At 73.7% G+C, this 18,186-nt stretch carries 17 protein-coding genes; 6 read left to right on the top strand and 11 right to left on the bottom strand.

The annotated features are described in order from the left end of the window. Nucleotides 1-98 precede the first annotated feature (98 nt). Both EF903_RS13610 and EF903_RS13605 read left to right on the top strand, forming a co-directional pair. A complete protein-coding gene (locus EF903_RS13610) occupies nt 99-629 on the top strand; it encodes an amino-acid N-acetyltransferase (RefSeq protein ID WP_125543479.1) in 531 nt (176 codons plus the stop codon). A 164-nt stretch (nt 630-793) separates the two neighbouring features. Then, nucleotides 794-1,132 carry an Lsr2 family protein gene (locus tag EF903_RS13605; RefSeq protein WP_114053576.1) on the top strand — a complete coding sequence of 113 codons (339 nt, stop codon included), beginning with the start codon at nt 794-796 and terminating at the stop codon, nt 1,130-1,132. Here EF903_RS13605 and EF903_RS13600 read toward each other — a convergent pair. Then, nucleotides 1,111-1,680 carry an SCO3374 family protein gene (locus EF903_RS13600; protein ID WP_125543478.1) on the bottom strand — a complete coding sequence of 190 codons (570 nt, stop codon included), beginning with the start codon at nt 1,678-1,680 and terminating at the stop codon, nt 1,111-1,113. The genes EF903_RS13605 and EF903_RS13600 overlap by 22 nt on opposite strands. 450 nt (nt 1,681-2,130) lie before the next feature. Here EF903_RS13600 and EF903_RS13590 point away from each other — a divergent pair, with 450 nt between their 5' ends. Together EF903_RS13590 and EF903_RS13585 are read left to right on the top strand one after the other, a co-directional pair. Then, complete coding sequence (locus EF903_RS13590) at nt 2,131-4,656, top strand: ATP-dependent Clp protease ATP-binding subunit (RefSeq protein ID WP_125543477.1); 2,526 nt, start codon at nt 2,131-2,133, stop codon at nt 4,654-4,656. A gap of 480 nt (nt 4,657-5,136) precedes the next feature. Continuing rightward, nucleotides 5,137-5,745 (top strand): M23 family metallopeptidase, encoded by a 609-nt coding sequence (locus EF903_RS13585; RefSeq protein ID WP_125543476.1) that lies wholly within the window; start codon nt 5,137-5,139, stop codon nt 5,743-5,745. Between the two features lie 57 nt (nt 5,746-5,802). Here the strand turns inward: EF903_RS13585 and EF903_RS13580 are convergent, their stop codons facing one another. The 7 genes from EF903_RS13580 to EF903_RS13550 all read right to left on the bottom strand — a co-directional run bounded on the left by EF903_RS13580 (nt 5,803) and on the right by EF903_RS13550 (nt 12,284). Beyond that, nucleotides 5,803-7,089 carry a LamG domain-containing protein gene (locus tag EF903_RS13580; RefSeq protein ID WP_125543475.1) on the bottom strand — a complete coding sequence of 429 codons (1,287 nt, stop codon included), beginning with the start codon at nt 7,087-7,089 and terminating at the stop codon, nt 5,803-5,805. 70 nt (nt 7,090-7,159) lie between these two features. Beyond that, nucleotides 7,160-8,473: a two-component system sensor histidine kinase CseC gene (gene cseC, locus EF903_RS13575; RefSeq protein ID WP_114053581.1), complete on the bottom strand. Its 1,314-nt coding sequence runs from the start codon at nt 8,471-8,473 to the stop codon at nt 7,160-7,162. Then, entirely contained in the window at nt 8,470-9,174 is a 705-nt protein-coding gene (gene cseB, locus EF903_RS13570; RefSeq protein WP_125543474.1) for a two-component system response regulator CseB, read from the bottom strand. Before cseB ends, cseC begins: the two co-directional genes overlap by 4 nt. A gap of 102 nt (nt 9,175-9,276) precedes the next feature. After that, nucleotides 9,277-9,912 (bottom strand): hypothetical protein, encoded by a 636-nt coding sequence (locus EF903_RS13565; RefSeq protein ID WP_125543480.1) that lies wholly within the window; start codon nt 9,910-9,912, stop codon nt 9,277-9,279. Nucleotides 9,913-9,950: 38 nt separating this feature from the next. Further along, nucleotides 9,951-10,523, bottom strand: coding sequence for a SigE family RNA polymerase sigma factor (locus EF903_RS13560; RefSeq protein ID WP_125543473.1), 573 nt, complete (start codon nt 10,521-10,523; stop codon nt 9,951-9,953). 170 nt (nt 10,524-10,693) lie between these two features. Then, on the bottom strand, nt 10,694-11,647 hold the full coding sequence (locus EF903_RS13555; protein WP_125543472.1) for an A/G-specific adenine glycosylase: 954 nt from the start codon (nt 11,645-11,647) through the stop codon (nt 10,694-10,696). Nucleotides 11,648-11,669: 22 nt separating this feature from the next. Next, nucleotides 11,670-12,284 carry a phosphatase PAP2 family protein gene (locus EF903_RS13550; protein ID WP_125543471.1) on the bottom strand — a complete coding sequence of 205 codons (615 nt, stop codon included), beginning with the start codon at nt 12,282-12,284 and terminating at the stop codon, nt 11,670-11,672. 158 nt (nt 12,285-12,442) lie between these two features. Between EF903_RS13550 and EF903_RS13545 the strand changes: the two genes are divergently transcribed. Then, nucleotides 12,443-13,237, top strand: coding sequence for a hypothetical protein (locus EF903_RS13545; protein ID WP_312845921.1), 795 nt, complete (start codon nt 12,443-12,445; stop codon nt 13,235-13,237). 110 nt (nt 13,238-13,347) lie between these two features. Here EF903_RS13545 and EF903_RS13540 read toward each other — a convergent pair whose 3' ends face one another. From EF903_RS13540 to radA, 3 genes are all read right to left on the bottom strand, one after another. After that, entirely contained in the window at nt 13,348-13,575 is a 228-nt protein-coding gene (locus EF903_RS13540; protein WP_125543469.1) for a hypothetical protein, read from the bottom strand. A gap of 259 nt (nt 13,576-13,834) precedes the next feature. After that, on the bottom strand, nt 13,835-14,959 hold the full coding sequence (gene disA, locus EF903_RS13535) for a DNA integrity scanning diadenylate cyclase DisA (RefSeq protein WP_125543468.1): 1,125 nt from the start codon (nt 14,957-14,959) through the stop codon (nt 13,835-13,837). A gap of 149 nt (nt 14,960-15,108) precedes the next feature. Further along, nucleotides 15,109-16,521 carry a DNA repair protein RadA gene (gene radA, locus EF903_RS13530; RefSeq protein WP_125543467.1) on the bottom strand — a complete coding sequence of 471 codons (1,413 nt, stop codon included), beginning with the start codon at nt 16,519-16,521 and terminating at the stop codon, nt 15,109-15,111. A gap of 138 nt (nt 16,522-16,659) precedes the next feature. Here radA and EF903_RS13525 point away from each other — a divergent pair. Further along, on the top strand, nt 16,660-18,186 hold a 1,527-nt coding region (locus EF903_RS13525; RefSeq protein WP_125543466.1), incomplete at its 3' end, for a BACON domain-containing protein.

The raw sequence follows: 18,186 nt of genomic DNA, 5'->3' as shown, positions 1-18,186 counted from the left end.
CGCAGGAGCCGCCCCCGCAGGAGCCGCCCCCGCAGGAGCCGCCGCCCGCGGAGGGCTCCGCCGGGCAGGCCCCGGCACCGGGGCGATAGCGTCCGGCCATGGCCGAGATTTCCGCTGCCCCCGCAGAAACGGTGACGATCCGCCGTGCCCGTACCCGTGATGTCCGCTCACTGCGCCGGCTGCTGGACCAGTACGTGCACCAGCGGATCCTCCTCGACAAAGCCCCCGTCGTCCTTTACGAGGACATCCAGGAGTTCTGGGTCGCGGAACGCGACTCCGACGGCCTGGTCGTCGGCTGCGGCGCTCTCCACGTCATGTGGGAGGACCTCGCCGAAGTACGCACTCTCGCCGTCGACCGCGAGGTGAAGGGGGGCGGTGTCGGCCACCGCCTGCTCGTGCAGTTGTTGGAGACCGCCCGCGCCCTCGGCGTCAGCCGGGTTTTCTGCCTCACCTTCGAAGTGGACTTCTTCGCGAAGCACGGCTTCGTCGAGATCGGGGAGACCCCGGTCGAGACCGATGTCTACATGGAGCTCCTCCGTTCCTATGACGAGGGCGTCGCCGAGTTCCTTGGTCTCGAACGGGTGAAGCCGAACACGTTGGGCAACAGCCGCATGCTTCTGCGTCTCTGATCGATCACGGCGGCTTTTCCCGGGCTCCGCGCACCTGTGGCCTATGTCCGAATCGCGCACGTTTCCCTCCCCGTTGCGGTCCTGAACCTCTCCCGGGGGGTTTGTGTTTTCCCGGGAAAAGCGGTTTCCTTTCCGCGTACTGCTTTTCGATGAAAGGAAATCCGGTGGCACAGAAGGTTCAGGTCCTTCTTGTCGACGACCTCGACGGTGGCGAGGCGGACGAGACCGTGACGTTCGCTCTGGATGGCAAGACCTACGAGATCGACCTCACCACCGCCAACGCGGAAAAGCTCCGTGGTCTGCTCGAGCCGTACACCAAGAGCGGGCGCCGCACCGGCGGCCGCGCCGCCGCCGGCCGCGCCAAGGGCCGCGCCGCCTCCGGCTCCGGCCACCCGGACACCGCCGAGATCCGCGCGTGGGCCAAGGCGCAGGGGATGAACGTCAACGACCGCGGGCGGGTCCCGGCCGAGATCCGCGAGGCCTACGAGAACGCCAAGGGCTGACCCCGCAGCGGCGTGCGCCGCCGCAGCCGCGCCCGGTGGCACTCCGTCGCCGCCGCGGCGACCAGGCGCACGAGATCGGGCCGGTCCGCGGCCCCGCCGCCCCGCCCGGGTCCGGGCGCGGCAGGCAGCAGGGCCTCGCACCCCGGTCCGGGGGGCCGCAGCCACACGGCGGCCCCCCGGCGGCTTCCCCGCGGCCACCGCCCCGGCGGGACCGGGGCGGTGAAGGCACCGCCCTCACCCAGGGCGGTGAGGTCCAGGGCGACCCCGCCCCACTCCAGCCAGTCCAGCAGCCCGTCCAGCTCGTCCGCGCTCCCCGCGGCGAGCAGGAACCGCATCCGGCCGCCCTCCAGGGCGACGGGCCCCGTCGGAACGGTCCGCCGCAGCAGCTCCGCCCCCGCATCGGACGGCAGCTCCAAGGCGTCGAACCGGACCCCGGTGGGCAGCGTGCCGGGCGGGCCGCCCACCACGGGCCAGCCGAGGACGTCCTGGTACCAGGAGGCGAATCCGGCCTCGGGGGCGGAGCGGGGCTGCGGAACGGTGAAGGCCATGCCCGGAGCAACTCCGGGGGCCCCGCCGGGTTACGCTGGGCTTCCCGACAGGTGCGGAACGTAAAGCTCCCCGCCGGCGGAGTCCCGCATTCGGGACGGAATCGTGTTCGCCCGTAGCGGAGGGATGCGGTGCCGCGGGCATGGAGTGTCAGTGTGCACGGGTAAGACATTCCTAGTGGATCGGGGCGACACGCTGATTTGAGCGGTTCCGTTCGCCATCGGCGTACACGTGTGACGGGTATCTGCCTGGCCTGCGGGAACATCGTCTCGCACCATCGGGTTGGAGCAGTTGTCGGCTGTTGGAGCCGGTTTTCCCCACGGACACGGGGGTGAGCCGCGGACGGATGTCGGCAGTTGGAATGAGCTGTCCCGCCCCGCGGGACTAGCATGCGGAAGGACAGGGCGGGGACCGACCCCGAACTGCCCGACCGCTCTGAGGAGCGATAAACGATGTTCGAGAGGTTCACCGACCGCGCGCGGCGGGTTGTCGTCCTGGCTCAGGAAGAAGCCCGGATGCTCAACCACAACTACATCGGCACCGAGCACATCCTCCTGGGCTTGATCCACGAGGGTGAGGGTGTCGCCGCTAAGGCCCTGGAGAGCCTCGGGATTTCGCTCGAGGCTGTTCGCCAGCAGGTTGAGGAGATCATCGGCCAGGGCCAGCAGGCCCCGTCCGGGCACATCCCCTTCACCCCGCGGGCGAAGAAGGTCCTGGAGCTTTCGCTCCGAGAGGCCCTCCAGCTCGGCCACAACTACATCGGCACCGAGCACATCCTGCTCGGCCTGATCCGCGAGGGCGAGGGCGTCGCCGCCCAGGTCCTGGTGAAGCTGGGCGCCGATCTCAACCGGGTCCGTCAGCAGGTCATCCAGCTGCTCTCGGGCTACTCCGGCGGAGGCAAGGAGTCGGCCACCGCAGGCGGCCCGGCCGAGGGCACCCCCTCGACCTCGCTCGTCCTGGACCAGTTCGGCCGCAACCTCACCCAGGCGGCCCGCGAGTCCAAGCTCGACCCGGTCATCGGGCGCGAGAAGGAGATCGAGCGGGTCATGCAGGTGCTGTCCCGCCGCACCAAGAACAACCCGGTCCTCATCGGCGAGCCCGGCGTCGGCAAGACCGCCGTGGTCGAGGGCCTGGCCCAGGCCATCGTCAAGGGCGAGGTGCCCGAGACCCTCAAGGACAAGCACCTCTACACCCTGGACCTGGGCGCCCTGGTCGCGGGCTCCCGCTACCGCGGTGACTTCGAGGAGCGCCTGAAGAAGGTCCTCAAGGAGATCCGCACCCGCGGCGACATCATCCTGTTCATCGACGAGCTCCACACCCTCGTCGGTGCGGGCGCCGCCGAGGGCGCGATCGACGCCGCCAGCATCCTCAAGCCCATGCTGGCCCGCGGCGAGCTCCAGACCATCGGTGCCACCACGCTGGACGAGTACCGCAAGCACCTGGAGAAGGACGCGGCCCTGGAGCGCCGCTTCCAGCCGATCCAGGTGGCGGAGCCCTCGCTCCCGCACACCATCGAGATCCTCAAGGGCCTGCGCGACCGCTACGAGGCCCACCACCGCGTCTCCATCACGGACGAGGCCCTCGTGCAGGCGGCCACCCTGGCCGACCGGTACATCTCGGACCGCTTCCTGCCGGACAAGGCGATCGACCTGATCGACGAGGCCGGCTCCCGGATGCGCATCCGCCGGATGACCGCGCCGCCGGACCTCCGCGAGTTCGACGAGAAGATCGCGGGCGTCCGCCGGGACAAGGAGTCGGCGATCGACTCGCAGGACTTCGAGAAGGCGGCCTCCCTCCGCGACAAGGAGAAGCAGCTCCTCGCCGCGAAGGCCAAGCGCGAGAAGGAGTGGAAGGCCGGCGACATGGACGTCGTCGCCGAGGTCGACGGCGAGCTCATCGCCGAGGTCCTCGCGACCGCGACCGGCATTCCCGTCTTCAAGCTGACCGAGGAGGAGTCCTCGCGCCTGCTGCGCATGGAGGACGAGCTCCACAAGCGCGTCATCGGGCAGAAGGACGCCATCAAGGCGCTCTCCCAGGCGATCCGCCGCACCCGCGCGGGTCTGAAGGACCCGAAGCGCCCCGGCGGCTCGTTCATCTTCGCCGGCCCGTCCGGCGTCGGTAAGACCGAGCTGTCGAAGACGCTCGCCGAATTCCTCTTCGGCGACGAGGACGCGCTGATCTCCCTCGACATGTCGGAGTTCAGCGAGAAGCACACGGTTTCCCGCCTCTTCGGTTCGCCCCCCGGCTACGTGGGCTACGAAGAGGGCGGCCAGCTCACCGAGAAGGTGCGCCGCAAGCCGTTCTCCGTCGTCCTCTTCGACGAGGTCGAGAAGGCCCACCCGGATATCTTCAATTCCCTTCTCCAGATCCTGGAGGACGGTCGCCTGACCGACTCCCAGGGCCGGGTCGTGGACTTCAAGAACACGGTCATCATCATGACCACCAACCTGGGCACCCGGGACATCTCGAAGGGCTTCAACCTGGGCTTCGCCGCCCAGGGCGACGTCAAGAGCGGTTACGACCGCATGAAGGCCAAGGTCAACGAGGAGCTGAAGCAGCACTTCCGCCCCGAGTTCCTGAACCGTGTCGACGACACGGTGGTCTTCCACCAGCTGTCGCAGGAAGACATCATCCAGATCGTCGACCTCATGATCGCCAAGGTGGACGAGCGCCTGAAGGACCGCGACATGGGCATCGAGCTGAGCGGCGACGCGAAGCTCCTGCTCGCCAAGCGCGGCTACGACCCGATCCTGGGCGCCCGCCCGCTGCGCCGGACCATCCAGCGCGAGATCGAGGACATCCTGTCGGAGAAGATCCTCTTCGGCGAGCTGCGCCCCGGCCACATCGTGGTCGTCGGCAAGGAGGGTGAGGGCGAGGACGCCAAGTTCACCTTCCGCGGCGAGGAGAAGTCGGCCCTGCCGGACCTCCCCCCGATCGAGGCGACGGGCTCCGGCCCGGACCTGAGCAAGGGCGCGTGACCGCGCGGCCCGCACAGGCGGCCTGACGCACCAGGGGCGGCCCCGGAACCACTCGGTTCCGGGGCCGCCCCTTTGCGCGGGCGGCGTCTCCGCGGATGCCCCCCGGGCCGCGGGACCCGCTCCCGCGGGGCGGGGCGGCGCCTCCGGGGATGCCCCCCGGGCCGCGGGACCCGCTCCCGCGGGGCCCCGCAGGGCCTCCGGCCGGTGACAAGGGGCACAGGGCAAAACGGACGTCCTATGACCTTTCGTAGATCCAGTGTCCGATTTGCCCCCTACCTGCCCCTGTCATCAGTGCTGGCAGCGGGGGGTCTACGGCCTGCGTCACACCGCCCCCGGCTACGAGCCGGAGTAGTAAAAGGGACGTTTGGGGATGGCGCGGGACGCGGGTTACCAATGAGGGGCAAGCCCGGCACCCGGTCGCACAGCGTGCCGGGCCGCCTGATGCCTGACTGCCCCTGTCCCCGGCCCCGGAGGTCCTTCATGTCCGCGAAGCGCGTCACCACCCCCCGTACCCGTCTCGCCATCGGCGCAACCGCCATCGGTGCGGCCCTGGCCCTGGGCGCCGGGACCGGCTCCGCGTTCGCCGACGAGGCCCCCACCAGCCTGACCGCCACCGCCGAGCTGGTCGCCGCGCAGGCGTCCGCCCAGGCCTCCGCCGCCGCCAAGGCCGGCGCCTGGCAGAAGCCGCTCTCCACCTACACGCTCAGCGCCACGTACGGCAAGGGCGGCAACCTGTGGTCGCGCAAGCACTCCGGCCAGGACTTCGCCGTCCCGGTGGGCACTCCGGTCAAGTCCGTCTCCGCCGGCGTCGTCGTCAAGGCCGGCCCCAACGGCGGCGGCGACGGCCCGGCCTACGGCAACGCCGTCGTGGTCAAGCACGCGGGCGGCACCTACTCGCAGTACGCGCACCTGTCCAAGATCCAGGTGAAGGTCGGCCAGAAGGTCGCGAAGGGCAAGCAGATCGCCCTCTCCGGCAACACCGGCAACTCCACCGGCCCGCACCTCCACTTCGAGATCCGGACCACCCCCAACTACGGCTCCTCGGTCAACCCGGTCGCCTTCCTGCGCGCCGCCGGCGTCACCCTCTGACCCGGAGCCCCTCCCAAGGGCACGGCAGGCCCGGCGGGGATCCCCCGCCGGGCGGGCTCAGTAGAGCAGCCAGGCCCCGGTCGGCTCGACCGACGCATTGGCCTTGCCCGGCTTCAGCGTGTCGATCTGCGCCGCGGACAGCGCCTTGTCGTAGGTCTGGATGCTGTCCATGGCCCCGTTCCACGCGGCCGTCCACTTGTCCTCGTGCCGGGCGCGCGCCAGCTGGAGCGGCCCCTTCGCGTCGTGGACGCCGGGAACCGCCGCCTCGCCGGCCTTCTTCCCGTTCACGTACAGGGCGATCTGCTTGCGCTCGGCGTCGTAGGTCGCGGTCAGCTCGGCGAAGGTCTTCTCCATCTTCGGGCTCGTGCCGCTGACGACGACCGTCGTGGCGTCCGCGCCCTGATCGCCGGTCTGCACCCGGAACACCCAGGCCGGCTTCCCGTTCACCTGGTCCAGGCCCAGCGCGAACGACGACGACTTCTCGTTGCCCTGGCTGACCGCGATCTGCCGGCCCTTGTCGGAGCGGACCCAGACGCGGGCCGAGACGGTGAAGCTCTTGGACGTGTCGACGACCCGCTTCTCGGACTCGGCGTAGGAGTTCTCGCCGCCCTTGGTGCGGATCTCGAAGCGCTTGTCGATCGGGAAGACGCCCGCGTCGGGCCCCATCTTCAGCGGCGCCTTCCCGGCGCGGTCCCGGATCTGCGTCGGGTCGTCCTTGACGGTCGGGCTGTTGTCCACCGGCTTCTTGCTCTTCGAGCCGCTCGGCGAGGGCGAGGCCGACTCGGAAGCCGCCGGCTGGTCGTCCGCCGCCTGCGGCTGCTCCCCGCCGCCGTCCCCGCCGAGCAGCCAGAACGCGCCGCCGCCCGCGAGCAGCGCCAGCACGGTCGCGCCGCCGACGATCCCCCACGTCCTCTTCTTGCGCCGCTCGGCCGCCGTGCGGTCGGCCAGCGCCTCCCAGTCGGGCTGCTCGGACTGCTGGGGGAAGAACGGCGCCGGCGCCGGGGCGTCCTGGGCGGGCGGCCCGGCCGGCGGCCACTGCGCGGGCGGCACGTTCGGGTTCTGCGGGAACGGCCCGCCGGGCGCCGCCGGTGCTCCCGGTCCGGCCGGCGCGCCGGGGCCGTCCTGCCGGTACGGGTTGGGGGCGCCCGGCTGCGGGAAGCCGTATCCGCCCTGCGGGGCGGCCCCGCCCGGCGGCGGGCCGAAGCCTCCGCCCGCCGCGGGCTGTCCGGGCGGGAAGCCGTAGCCGCCGCCGGGTGCCGGCGGGACCGGCGGGAACCCGTAGCCGCCGTTCCCCGGAGCGGGCTCGGGCTGCGGGGTGTTCGGGGGATTCTTGCCGTCGGTCATGCCAGGGATGCTAGAACACGCCGCCGTACAGGCGTACGACCCGGTCCCGATCCCCCCGCAAGGCGTCCGCTCACTCCGGCAGCCGGACGATGGGGAAGCTGCCCGTCGCCGTCGGTGCGTGCTCCGGCAGCCACAGGACGGCCACCGCGCCCGCGGCGGAGCCCTCCTGGTCCGATCCGCCCGGGGCGGCCACGTTCCGGAACGTCAGCCGGGCGCCCAGCACCCGCGCCTGCCCCTCCGCGATGGTCAGCCCCAGCCCGTGGCCCCCGCCGGCCCGGTCCGTCGACCCCGTGCGGAAGCGGCTCGGGCCCTCCCGCAGCAGCGCCTCGGGGAAGCCGGGGCCGTGGTCGCGGACCCGGACCACCCGGCCCTCGACGTCCACCTGGACCGGCGGGCGCCCGTAACGGGCCGCGTTCGCCAGCAGGTTGCCGAGGATCCGCTCCAGGCGCCGCGGGTCGGTGCTGACGATCTCGTCCGCGACGATGCGCACGGTCGCCTCCGGCATCTGCGCCGCCACCCGGCGCCCGACGAACTCGCCCAGCGCCAGGTCCTGGAGTTCCGCCCGCTCCGACGCGCTGTCCAGCCGGGCCACCTCCAGCACGTCCTCGACGAGCGCCCGCATGGCCCGCGCCCGGTCCAGGACCAGCTCGGTCGGCCGGCCCGGCGGCAGCAGCTCCGCCGCCGTCAGCAGGCCCGTCACCGGGGTCCGCAGCTCGTGCGCGATGTCCGCGGTCACCCGCCGTTCGGCCTCCAGCCGCTGCTGGAGGGCGTCCGCCATGGCGTCGACCGCGCGCGCCAGGTCGTCGGTCTCGTCGCGGACGACACCGCCGACGGCGTCCCGGACCCGTACGTCGGGGTCGCCGTGGGCGACGCGCTGCGCGGCGGCTGCGGCCTTCCGCAGCCGGCGGGAGATCTGCCCGCCGATGAGCACGCCGAAGGCCGCGCCGGCGACGACGGCGGTCAGCGAGCCGACGACCAGCGCCCGGTCGAGGTCGCGGACCAGCTTGGCGCTGTCCTTGAAGGTGGTGTGCAGGGAGAGGACCTGCCCGTTGCCGAGCGGCACCGCCGCCCACACCTCCGGCAGGCCCCTGCGGGACTCCTGGATGTAGGTGCCCCGCCGGCCCGACTTGGCCTTCTCCCGCAGCTCCGCCGGCAGGTCCGGGTCGTTGAGCTTGGCGCCCATCGGCGGCTTGCGGCCGGCCTCGACGTTGCGGGCGATGAACTGGACGCGGTCGAGCTGCACCTCGCGGGCGCTGTCGAGCATCGAGGTCCGGGCGCCGCTGTGCACGACGAGGCTCAGGGCGACGACGACGAGCGCGGCGACGGCGGCGATGGCCGAGGCGATCTTCCAGCGGATGCCCGTGCGGAAGGTGAAGCGTCTCATCCCTTGAGCTTGTATCCGAAGCCGCGGACCGTTTCGATCCGGTCCTGCCCGATCTTGGTGCGCAGGCGCTGCACGTGGACGTCGACGACCCGGGTGTCGCCGCCCCAGTCGTAGTCCCAGACCCGCTCCAGCAGCCGGTCCCGGGAGAGCACGGTGCCGGGTGCGGAGGAGAACTCCAGCAGCAGCCGCATCTCGGTCGGGGTGAGCGCCACCGGCGCGCCCGCCCTGCGGACCTCCATGCCCTCGGTGTCGACCTCCAGGTCCCCGAAGACGAGGATCCCGTTCCCGGGGCCGCCGTCGCCCGGCCCGCCGGACCCGTTCGGGCCGCCGGCGTGCCCGAAGCGGCGCAGGACGGCCCGGATCCGGGCGACGAGGACGGCGCCGTCGAACGGCTTGGTGACGTAGTCGTCCGCGCCCGCCTCCAGGCCGAGGACCACGTCGATGGAGTCGGCCCGCGCCGACAGCATGATCACGGGGACGGTGGACTCGTCGCGGATGCGGCGGCACAGGCTGACGCCGTCCATGCCGGGCACCATCACGTCGAGGAGGGCGATGTCGGGCCGGCGGGCCCGGAAGGACTCCAGGCCCGACAGGCCGTCGGGCATGGCGGTGACCGTGAACCCGTCGCGCTCCAGCGCCAGGGTGGTGGCCTCGCGGATGACGTCGTCGTCCTCCACGAACAGGACATGGGTCTCGGCCATGCGCACGCCTCGCCTCGGTATCTTCGCTTCGTCGGTGGGCCGCCCGGGCCCGGGTCCTGGGTCTGCCGGCGCCGGGTCGCCCCCGGGTGCCGGCGCGGCGCCTCAGCCCCTCGGGCTGACCGCCGGGGCGGGCAGGGCCCCGCCGTCGATGTTGCTGTAGTCGGTGTGCACGCGGTCGTGCTCGGTGAACCTCTCCCCGTCCCAGCGGTAGGTCACCACGTCCTCGCCGGAGGGGTAGGCGAGCGGGTCGCTCTTGCCGTACACCGGCTTGGTGACGACCAGGTCGCCCCGGTCGATCTCCGCGTAGACGGGCGGCTGCTCGTCCGAGAACACATTCTCGTACCTGCCGTCCTCGGCCCGGTACACGTACGAGCCGCGGCCCAGGGCGTCGGCGCAGGACAGCACGTTCACCACGATGTCGGCGGCCGGGCCGCCGGTGACCTTCCCGTAGCTGACGTCGACCGGGTACTCCTTGCCCGTGCAGGGCTTGAGGTCCCGCTTGACCTGCGGGTTGACCTTGGGGTCCGCCATCAGCAGGGCGACCGGGTCGACCTTCTGGTACGGCTTCCCCGACCCGCCCGGCGCACTCGGCGCGGTGCCCGCCGGGGCCGGCGGCGAGCCGCTCTTCGCGACGGTCTCCGTGCGGGCCGGGCCGCCGTCGCGCAGCCCCGTCCCCGCGGCCGAGCAGCCGGCCGCGAACAGCACGGTGCCGACGAGGACGACCGTCCCCGCCGACATCAGTACCAGCGGCCCTCTGCCGCTCAGGAGTTGGCCGTTCAGGCCGCGCACCGCTCACGCCTCTCGTACCGGATGGTGGGGTCACCGCGGTGGTCACCGCGCTCCAGCGCGCGCATGTCCAGGTTCCGGCTCTCCAACTCCTGCCGGAGCCGGGCCAGTGCGCGGTGCAGGGTGCTCTTCACAGTACCCGTGGACATGCCCAGCGCGGCAGCGGTCTCCTCCGTGCTCATCTGCTCCCAGTGTCGCAGCACGACGACGCTGCGCTGCTTGGGGGCGAGCACCTTGAGGACGTCCATCAGCAGGGCGCGGTCGGCGCGCTGCTCGGTGCCGTCCTCGACGGAGGCGTCCGGGAGCTGCTCGGTGGGCACCTCCTCCAGCTTGCGGGCGCGCCACCACTCGGTACGGGTGTTGATCATGACGCGGCGCAGGTAGGCGTCGGCCAGGGTCTTGTCGGCGATGCCGTCCCAGCGGCCGTACGTGCGCACGAGGGCGGTCTGGAGCAGGTCCTGGGCGTCGGTGGGGTCAGGGACCAGGCGCCGGGCGCTGCGCAGCAGCGCGTCCTGCCGGGTGCGTACGTACTCCTCGAAGCCGAGTACCTCGCCGTGCGCCATCTCCGACCGCCTCCGTTCCGTGCACCGCTCGTCCGCTGCAATGGACCCGAAGGTACGGAGGCGTTGTCACGAGCCTGTGCGGGCCAGCCTTCGGTGGGCGCACGGACACCCATAGGTTGTGTAACAACGCCTGTGAGCTGGTCTTTCCCCGGAAAAGCGGAATGGATCAGTCAGTCGGAGGCGGGGTGCTGCGGCAGCCGGTACATGCCGCCGGACAGCGGCTCCACCAGTCCGTCGGCCACCAGCCCGTCCAGCGCCCGGGCCCGCTGCACGGGCTCGTTCCACACCGTGTCCAGCACCGCCTGCGGAACCGGCCCGACCGCGTCCCGCAGCACCGCGAGGAGCTTGCCGCGGACCTGCCGGTCCGTCCCCGCGTACGTCTGCCCGCGCCGCGGGGGCCCGTCGTGCGCGGGCTTGCCGGCCAGCCGCCACGCGCACTGCCCGGCCACGGGGCAGCGGGCGCAGTCGGGGTTGCGGGCCGTGCACACCAGGGCGCCGAGCTCCATGGAGGCCGCAGCCCAGCGGGCCGCGGTCGCCTCGTCCTGCGGCAGCAGCTCGCGGGCCAGGCGCCGCTCGGCCGCGGTCGTCGCGTTCGGCGGGTACTCGACGCCGGTCCTGGCCCGGGCGAAGACCCGGCGGACGTTGGTGTCGAGCACGGCGTGCCGCTGCCCGTACGCGAACGAGGCCACCGCGGCCGCCGTGTACTCGCCGATCCCGGGCAGCGCCAGGAGCTGCGCGTGGTCCTGCGGCACGTCGCCGCCGTGCCGCTCCGTTATGGCCACGGCCGCGCCGTGCAGCCGCAGGGCGCGCCGCGGGTACCCGAGCCGCCCCCAGGCGCGCACGGCCTCACCGGGGGCCTCGGCGGCAAGGTCGGCGGGGCGCGGCCAGCGGGCCAGCCACTGCTCGTACACGGGCAGGACCCGGCTGACGGGGGTCTGCTGGAGCATGAACTCGCTGACCATGACACCCCACGGGCCGGCCTCGGGACGGCGCCAGGGCAGGTCGCGTGCGTGCTCGTCGAACCAGTCGATGACCGGCGCGTGCAGCGGGTGGGGGGTCGCCGGGGCGCCGGCGGCACCGGGGGAGTCGGCGGGTGGGGTGGTGGTCGTCCGGGATGCAGTCATGGCTACCGCATCCTGGCATGTTTCAGGTCCGGCGTGCGGAGCCCGGACCGGTGAACCACATGGCCGCCTGGTTGCCGCTCGCCCGCATGGAGGCGGCGATCCGGCTCACCGGCCCGGTCAGCGCCAGGACGAAGAGGGCGGCGACGATCCCGCCGCCCACCAGGCCCACGGCCACGTCGTGCGGGTAGTGCACGCCGACGAAGACCCGCGAGTACGCCATCAGCGCCGCGATCGGCAGGGTCAGCAGCACCAGCCGGCGCAGCGCCAGGGCGAGGGCGACGGCCGCGGCGCCCGCGATGGCGGAGTGGTTGCTGGGGAAGGACCAGTCGCCCGGCTCGGGGCACGCGGAGAGCGAGGCGGCCGCGTTGGCGACGGCCCGGCAGGGCCGCTCCTCCTGGACGAAGACCTTCGCGGTCTCGGAGACCACGTACGCGAACGCGGTGGCGAGGGGCGCCAGGACCGCCAGGGCCACCGCCCGCGGGCTGCGCTGCCCGCGGCCGCGCCACCACACGGCTATGAAGAGGAAACCGAATATCAGCAGCCCGAGTTCGGTCCACACTTCGAACGCCGTCTGCACCCAACCGGGTGCCGAGCGGGCGGAGTCGGTGATGTCGCGGTAGAGGTCCGAGGTGTCCATGGTGACCGACCGTACTCAACGGGCGCGGGCGCCCGCGTGGCGCCCCTGGCTGATTGTCCTCCGCCTCCAGGATGATCATCGGCAGAACCGTGCGGATGTGCGGCATGTGGGGCGCGGTTCGGGCCCCGGATTCTCGTAGAGTTCCCTCCGTGGGATCTATGCGCAATCCGGTCGGGCCGCTCCCCTCCTCCATCTACTGGCGACGGAGGGCCGTCCTGGCGTCCGTCGTGGCGCTCATCGCGCTGCTCGCCGTATGGGCCGTCAGTTCCGGTGGCGGCACCTCCAGTACGAACGGCAAGGGCCAGGACGGGCCCGACCCGGCGGCTTCCATCACGCCCGGACCCTCCGGCACGGGGCCGGCGATCAGCCAAGCCCCCGGCGGGCGGGCCGAGTCGGGCGCCGGGACGGCCAAGAACGGCGAGCCGGGCTCCGGTTCGGGGAGCGGCGCGGGCTCCGGAGCCGACTCCGGCTCCGCGGCCGGCGCGGGCGGCGGCGCAGGTGCGGCCGGCGGCGCGGCCGCGGCGCAGGTGCCGGCGGACTCCCCGCTGCCGACGTGCTCGACGAGCGCCCTCCAGTGGGAGGTCAAGAGCGCCAAGAACGAGTACGAGGCGGGCGAGAAGCCGCGCCTGGAGCTGATCGCCCGCAACATCACCGGATCCACCTGCAAGGTCGACCTCGGCCCCAGGCAGGCCGTCGTGACGATCCTCCAGGCGGGCACCAGCAAGGCCGTGTGGTCCTCGGCGGACTGCCCGCAGGGCGCGGTCAGCGCGTTCTTCCGGGTGCCGGCGCAGGGCGAGACCAGGCACACCGTCGAGTGGGACCGGAAGCCGAGCGCCGCCGACCAGTGCCAGACGCCCCCGCAGGGCGCGGCCGTCCCCGACACCTACGTGGTGGAGGCCAAGGCCCCGGGACTGCCGGTGGCGCGGACCTCGTTCGTGCTGAAGCCGGAGTAGGCCTCCGCGGATCCTTCCGGCCGAGCCCGCGCCGCCCGGCGCCGTGCATCGCGAGGGGGCGAGGCGCGGCGCCGGGCGGCGCGGATCGGGAAGGGGCCGCGCGAGACGGCTCAGGCGCGCGGCGTCCGCCGGCCCACGCTCCACTCGCCGAGCGGCGCGACGAGGCCGGGGTCGGACGCGGACGGTTCGTGGCCGAGGGCCACGGTCGCCCGCGGGGCGGGAGTGGAAACGGACCGCCCGGTGTCCGCCGGGGAGGCCTGTCCGGCGGCCGCGGCCGCGATGACGACACCGCCGGCCACGGCCAGGGCGCCGGCAACCAAGGTGATCTTCTGCTTCATGCTGGCTCTTGCCTTTCGCTCTGCTCGACTTGCCCCGCATCTCCGCCCCGGGCCACAGAGGGGTACGGGCCGGGGCGCAGTGCGCCGGCGGCGGGGTTGTCCGCCGGCGCGGGGCGACGCCCCTGCGGCAGAGCCAGTCGACCACGGCGGACGGGGGCGGCCCCAGGCAAATCAACCGGCAGAAATGCGGTCGGCGGTGTTTTGCCGGGCGCCGGGAGCAGCGTGCCGCCGCAGCCGCCGCCGGCGGGTGCGGCGTCCGTCAGACGTAGCGTTCCAGGATCGAGGACTCCGCCAGGCGGGACAGCCCCTCGCGGACGCTGCGGGCGCGGGCCTCGCCGACCCCGTCGACGGCCTGCAGGTCGTCCACGCCGGCCGCCAGCAGCTTCTGCAGCCCGCCGAAGTGCTCCACCAGCCGCTCGATGATCGCGCCCGGCAGCCGCGGCACCTTCGCCAGCAGCCGGTAGCCGCGGGGCGACACCGCCGAGTCCAGCGTCTCGGGCGAGCCCGTGTACCCCAGCGCCCGCGCCACGATGCCCAGCTCCAGCAGCTCCGGGTGCGTCAGCGCGTCCAGGGCCGGCAGGGCCTCCTCGACGGTGCGCGAGCGCTTGGCCGTCGGCTCCGGAACGTAGTCCCGGATGACGAGCTCGCGCTCCTGCTCGATCCCGACCGTGAGCTCGTCCAGCTGGAGCGACAGCAGTCGCCCGTCCGTGCCCAGCTCGACCACGTACTCCGCGATCTCCGTCGCGATCCGGCGGACCATTTCCAGCCGCTGCGCGACGGCCGTGACGTCGCGCACCGTGACCAGGTCCTCGATCTCCAGCGCCGACAGCGTGCCCGCGACCTCGTCCAGCCGGAGCTTGTACCGCTCCAGCGTGGCGAGCGCCTGGTTGGCCCGGGACAGGATCGCGCCCGACTCCTCCAGGACGCGGCGCTCCCCGTTCACGTACAGGGCGATCAGCCGCATCGACTGCGAGACGGACACGACGGGGAAGCCGCACTGCTTCGAGACGCGGTCCGCGGTGCGGTGCCGGGTGCCGGTCTCCTCCGTCGGGATCGACGCGTCCGGGACCAGCTGCACGCCGGCCCGCAGGATCTTGGTGAGGTCCTTGTCGAGGATGAGCGCGCCGTCGAGCTTGCACAGCTCCCGCAGCCGGGTCGCGGTGAACTCCACGTCCAGGACGAAACCGCCCGTGCACATCGCCTCGACGGTCTTGTCCATGCCGAGGACGATCAGGCCGCCGGTGTTGCCGCGGACGATCCTCTCCAGGCCGTCGCGCAGGGGCTGGCCAGGTGCGACCGCGCTCAGGGAGGCACGCATCATGGCCTCCTGCCTGGAGCTCGCGCCCGACTTCCCGGATGCTGCTGCCCCGTCCTTGGCTGCCACTGCACTCCTCCGGTCGCGGTTTGCGCCGCCTGCGTAGGGCCGGGCGGACCAGCACAAAGTCTACCGGCGCCCGCTGCGCGCCCGCCGTGGCTTCGCCAGGAGCGCCCCGGGGGACCCCCGCACACGCCCGCCCGCAGGCCCTCCCGGGGCTATTCGCGGGCCGTCTCGCGGGCCGTGTCGCGGGAGCGCCGGCGGGGCAGAACACGCAGCGCATCGCCCATGTCCGCGACTTCCGTGACCTTCATGCCGGCGGGCACCTTCCCCGGGTCGGCGGGCACCAGCGCGTGCGTGAACCCGAGCCGGTGGGCCTCGGCGAGGCGCCGCTGCACGCCGGTGACCCGGCGCACCTCGCCGGCCAGGCCGACCTCCCCGATGGCGACGAGGTTCTTCGGCAGGGGGACGTCGCTCGCGGCCGAGGCGAGCGCCAGGGCGACGGCCAGGTCGGCGGCCGGCTCGGTCAGCTTCACCCCGCCCACGGTGGCGCTGTAGATGTCGCGCTTGCCGAGCGCGGTGATCCGGCCGCGCTGCTCCAGCACCGCCAGCATCATCGAGACGCGCGAGGTCTCCAGCCCGGAGGTGGTCCGCCGCGGGGAGGGGATCTGCGAGTCGACGGTCAGCGCCTGCACCTCGGCGACCAGCGGCCGCTTGCCCTCCAGGGTCACGGTCAGGCAGGTGCCGGGGACGGCCTCCGCCCGGCGGGTCAGGAACAGCCCGCTGGGGTCGGCGAGGCCGGTGATGCCCTCGTCGTGCAGTTCGAAGCAGCCGACCTCGTCGGTGGCGCCGTACCGGTTCTTCACGCCGCGCACCAGGCGCAGCCGGGCGTGCCGGTCGCCCTCGAAGCCGAGGACGACGTCCACCAGGTGCTCCAGCAGCCGCGGGCCGGCGATGGCGCCGTCCTTGGTGACGTGTCCGACGAGCAGCGTCGACATGCCGCGCTCCTTGGACGCGCGGATCAGGGCGCCGGCGACCTCGCGGACCTGGGCCATGCCGCCGGGCGCGCCGTCGATCTCGGGGGAGGCGACGGTCTGGACGGAGTCGAGGACGAGCAGCGAGGGGTTCACGGCCTCGATGTGCCCGAGGACGGCCGACAGGTCGGTCTCGGCGGCGAGGTAGAGGTGGTCGCTGAGCGCGCCGATGCGGTCGGCCCGCAGCCGCACCTGGCTCGCCGACTCCTCCCCGGTGACGTACAGGGTGCGGTGGGAGGGGCCGGAGGCCTTGGCCGCCACGTCCAGCAGCAGCGTCGACTTGCCGACGCCCGGCTCGCCGGCGAGCAGGACGACGGCGCCGGGGACGAGGCCGCCGCCGAGCACCCGGTCCAGCTCGTCGACGCCCGTGCCGCGGGCGGTCGCCGTCCTGCCGTCGACCTGCCCGATCGGCAGCGCGGCGGTCGAGACGCGGCCGGGCGCGGTGGTCCGCACGGCGGCCGCCCCCATCTCCTCGACGGTGCCCCACGCCTGGCACTCGGGGCAGCGCCCGAGCCACTTCGCGGTGGTCCAGCCGCACTCGGTGCAGCGGTAGGAGGGCCGGTCCTTCGCGGACGAGCGGGATGTACGGGCAGCCATGCCGCCCACCGTAACGGCAGGCGCCGACAGCCCGGCGTCAGGCGGGCGGTCAGCGCCTGTTCGATCTCGTCACCCGTAAGGGCTAAAACAGCTCAAGGCTTCACGGCTCCCGGCGGGCTGCCGCCTACCTTCGCCAGAGTGAGCAGCAGCAACCAGGAAAGCCCCGCCCGGCGCTCCGGCGCACAACGGGCGCACGGGCGCACGCCCCCGGAGGGGTGCGAAGGAGAACAGGCGCCCCCCTTCCGGCACGAGCCGTACCTGGACGGCCTGTTCACCTACTGCCTGTCCGTCCTGTGCGACCACGACACGGCCACCGACGTCCTCGCCGACGTCCTGGCCGTGGCCGAGCGGCACCCCGGCCGCTGCCCCGACGAGAGCGACCGCCGCGCCTGGCTCTACGCCCTGGCCCGCTGGGCCTGCCTGCGCCGCCTCGCGGAACGGCAGGGCACCCGGCGGGGGGCGCGCATCGCCAGGCGTGCGCCGGAGCACGCCGGAGCACACCGCGCTCCCGACGACCGCCCCCGGGACACTGCCGCGCACCGGCGCACCGAGCTGGCCCGGCTCGCCTGGCCGGAGGCCGCCGGCACCACGCCCGAGCAGCGCGAGGCCCTCGAACTGGCCGTCCGCCACCGACTCGGCGTGCCCGAGCTCGCCGCGGTCCTCGGCACCCCCGAGGCCGGCGCCCGCGAACTGCTGGCCGGGGCGGCCTGCGAGGTGGAGCGCACCCGCGCCGCCCTCGCCGTCGTCGAGACCGGCGGGTGCCCCTCCGTCTCCCGGCTCACCGGCGGCGGACGGCTCCTGCTGTCCACCACCCTGCGCGCCGAACTCGTCCGCCACGTCGACGACTGCCCGCGCTGCCGCCGCCTCGCCGAACGCGTCGACGCCGCCTCCCCCTGGCCGGGCTCCTGCGGCGTCGAGGCGGCCCTCCCGCTCGTCCAGGCCCCCCGCACCGCCGTGCGCGCCGCGCTCCAGCGGGCCGGCCGGGGCCGCGGCCGGCCCGCCCCGCGCTTCGACCGCACCGGCTTCCCCGTGGACCCCCGCGACCGGGCCGCCCGCCGCGACCGGCTGCGCGCCCGAGCCGTCACCACCACCGTCGTCGCGACCGTCGTCGCGGCTCCCGTGCTCGCCCTGTGGGCGGCCCACCGCGGCGGCCCCGGCACCGGCGAGCCCGCCGGCGCCGACGCCACGCGGATCTCGGCCGGCGAGGCGGAGCTCCCGCCGGGCCGGGCCGGCGGCGCCCCGATGCGCGCGTACGAGAACGCCGGCGCGACCGGCCGCACCACCGGTGCCCCCGGCTTCGCCGGACCCTCGCCCTCCGTCTCCGTCGAGGTGATCAGCACCGGCGCCCCCGCCGCCCCCGGCGGACCGGGCGCCCCGGGCCGGCTCACCGTCGCCGCCTCCGCCGACGGCGCCACGACCGTGCTCACCCTCACCGCCTCCGGCGGGGCCCCGGTGCACTGGCGGCTCTCCTCCGACGCCCCCTGGCTCCGCGCGAGCCGCACCGCCGGCACGCTTGCTCCGGGGGACTCCGCCCGCATCCTGATCACGGTGGACGGCGCGTCCGAGCCCGTCGGCCACTGGACCGCCCGCGTCGGCGTCGACCCGGGCGGCGCCGTCGTCGCCGTACGCGGCAGCGGCCGCCCCGCGCCCGCCGGCAGCGAGCCC

Origin of the sequence: Streptomyces sp. WAC05292, assembly GCF_003949955.1 — a bacterium.
Lineage (GTDB): Bacteria > Actinomycetota > Actinomycetes > Streptomycetales > Streptomycetaceae > Streptomyces > Streptomyces globosus.
The sequence above is the reverse complement of the archived record's forward strand: the minus strand, read 5'-3'. Positions and strand labels throughout refer to the sequence as shown.

Excerpts from the sequence above, each read along its gene's own strand:
- EF903_RS13555 (WP_125543472.1), bottom strand. The coding sequence starts at position 11,647 with ATGACTGCATCCCGGACGACCACCACCCCACCCGCCGACTCCCCCGGT.
- EF903_RS13560 (WP_125543473.1), bottom strand. The coding sequence starts at position 10,523 with ATGGCGCACGGCGAGGTACTCGGCTTCGAGGAGTACGTACGCACCCGG.
- cseB (WP_125543474.1), bottom strand. The coding sequence starts at position 9,174 with ATGGCCGAGACCCATGTCCTGTTCGTGGAGGACGACGACGTCATCCGC.
- radA (WP_125543467.1), bottom strand. The coding sequence starts at position 16,521 with ATGGCTGCCCGTACATCCCGCTCGTCCGCGAAGGACCGGCCCTCCTAC.
- cseC (WP_114053581.1), bottom strand. The coding sequence starts at position 8,473 with ATGAGACGCTTCACCTTCCGCACGGGCATCCGCTGGAAGATCGCCTCG.
- EF903_RS13580 (WP_125543475.1), bottom strand. The coding sequence starts at position 7,089 with ATGACCGACGGCAAGAATCCCCCGAACACCCCGCAGCCCGAGCCCGCT.
- EF903_RS13610 (WP_125543479.1), top strand. The coding sequence starts at position 99 with ATGGCCGAGATTTCCGCTGCCCCCGCAGAAACGGTGACGATCCGCCGT.
- EF903_RS13590 (WP_125543477.1), top strand. The coding sequence starts at position 2,131 with ATGTTCGAGAGGTTCACCGACCGCGCGCGGCGGGTTGTCGTCCTGGCT.
- EF903_RS13585 (WP_125543476.1), top strand. The coding sequence starts at position 5,137 with ATGTCCGCGAAGCGCGTCACCACCCCCCGTACCCGTCTCGCCATCGGC.
- EF903_RS13600 (WP_125543478.1), bottom strand. The coding sequence starts at position 1,680 with ATGGCCTTCACCGTTCCGCAGCCCCGCTCCGCCCCCGAGGCCGGATTC.
- EF903_RS13540 (WP_125543469.1), bottom strand. The coding sequence starts at position 13,575 with ATGAAGCAGAAGATCACCTTGGTTGCCGGCGCCCTGGCCGTGGCCGGC.
- EF903_RS13565 (WP_125543480.1), bottom strand. The coding sequence starts at position 9,912 with ATGTCGGCGGGGACGGTCGTCCTCGTCGGCACCGTGCTGTTCGCGGCC.
- EF903_RS13545 (WP_312845921.1), top strand. The coding sequence starts at position 12,443 with ATGCGCAATCCGGTCGGGCCGCTCCCCTCCTCCATCTACTGGCGACGG.
- EF903_RS13550 (WP_125543471.1), bottom strand. The coding sequence starts at position 12,284 with ATGGACACCTCGGACCTCTACCGCGACATCACCGACTCCGCCCGCTCG.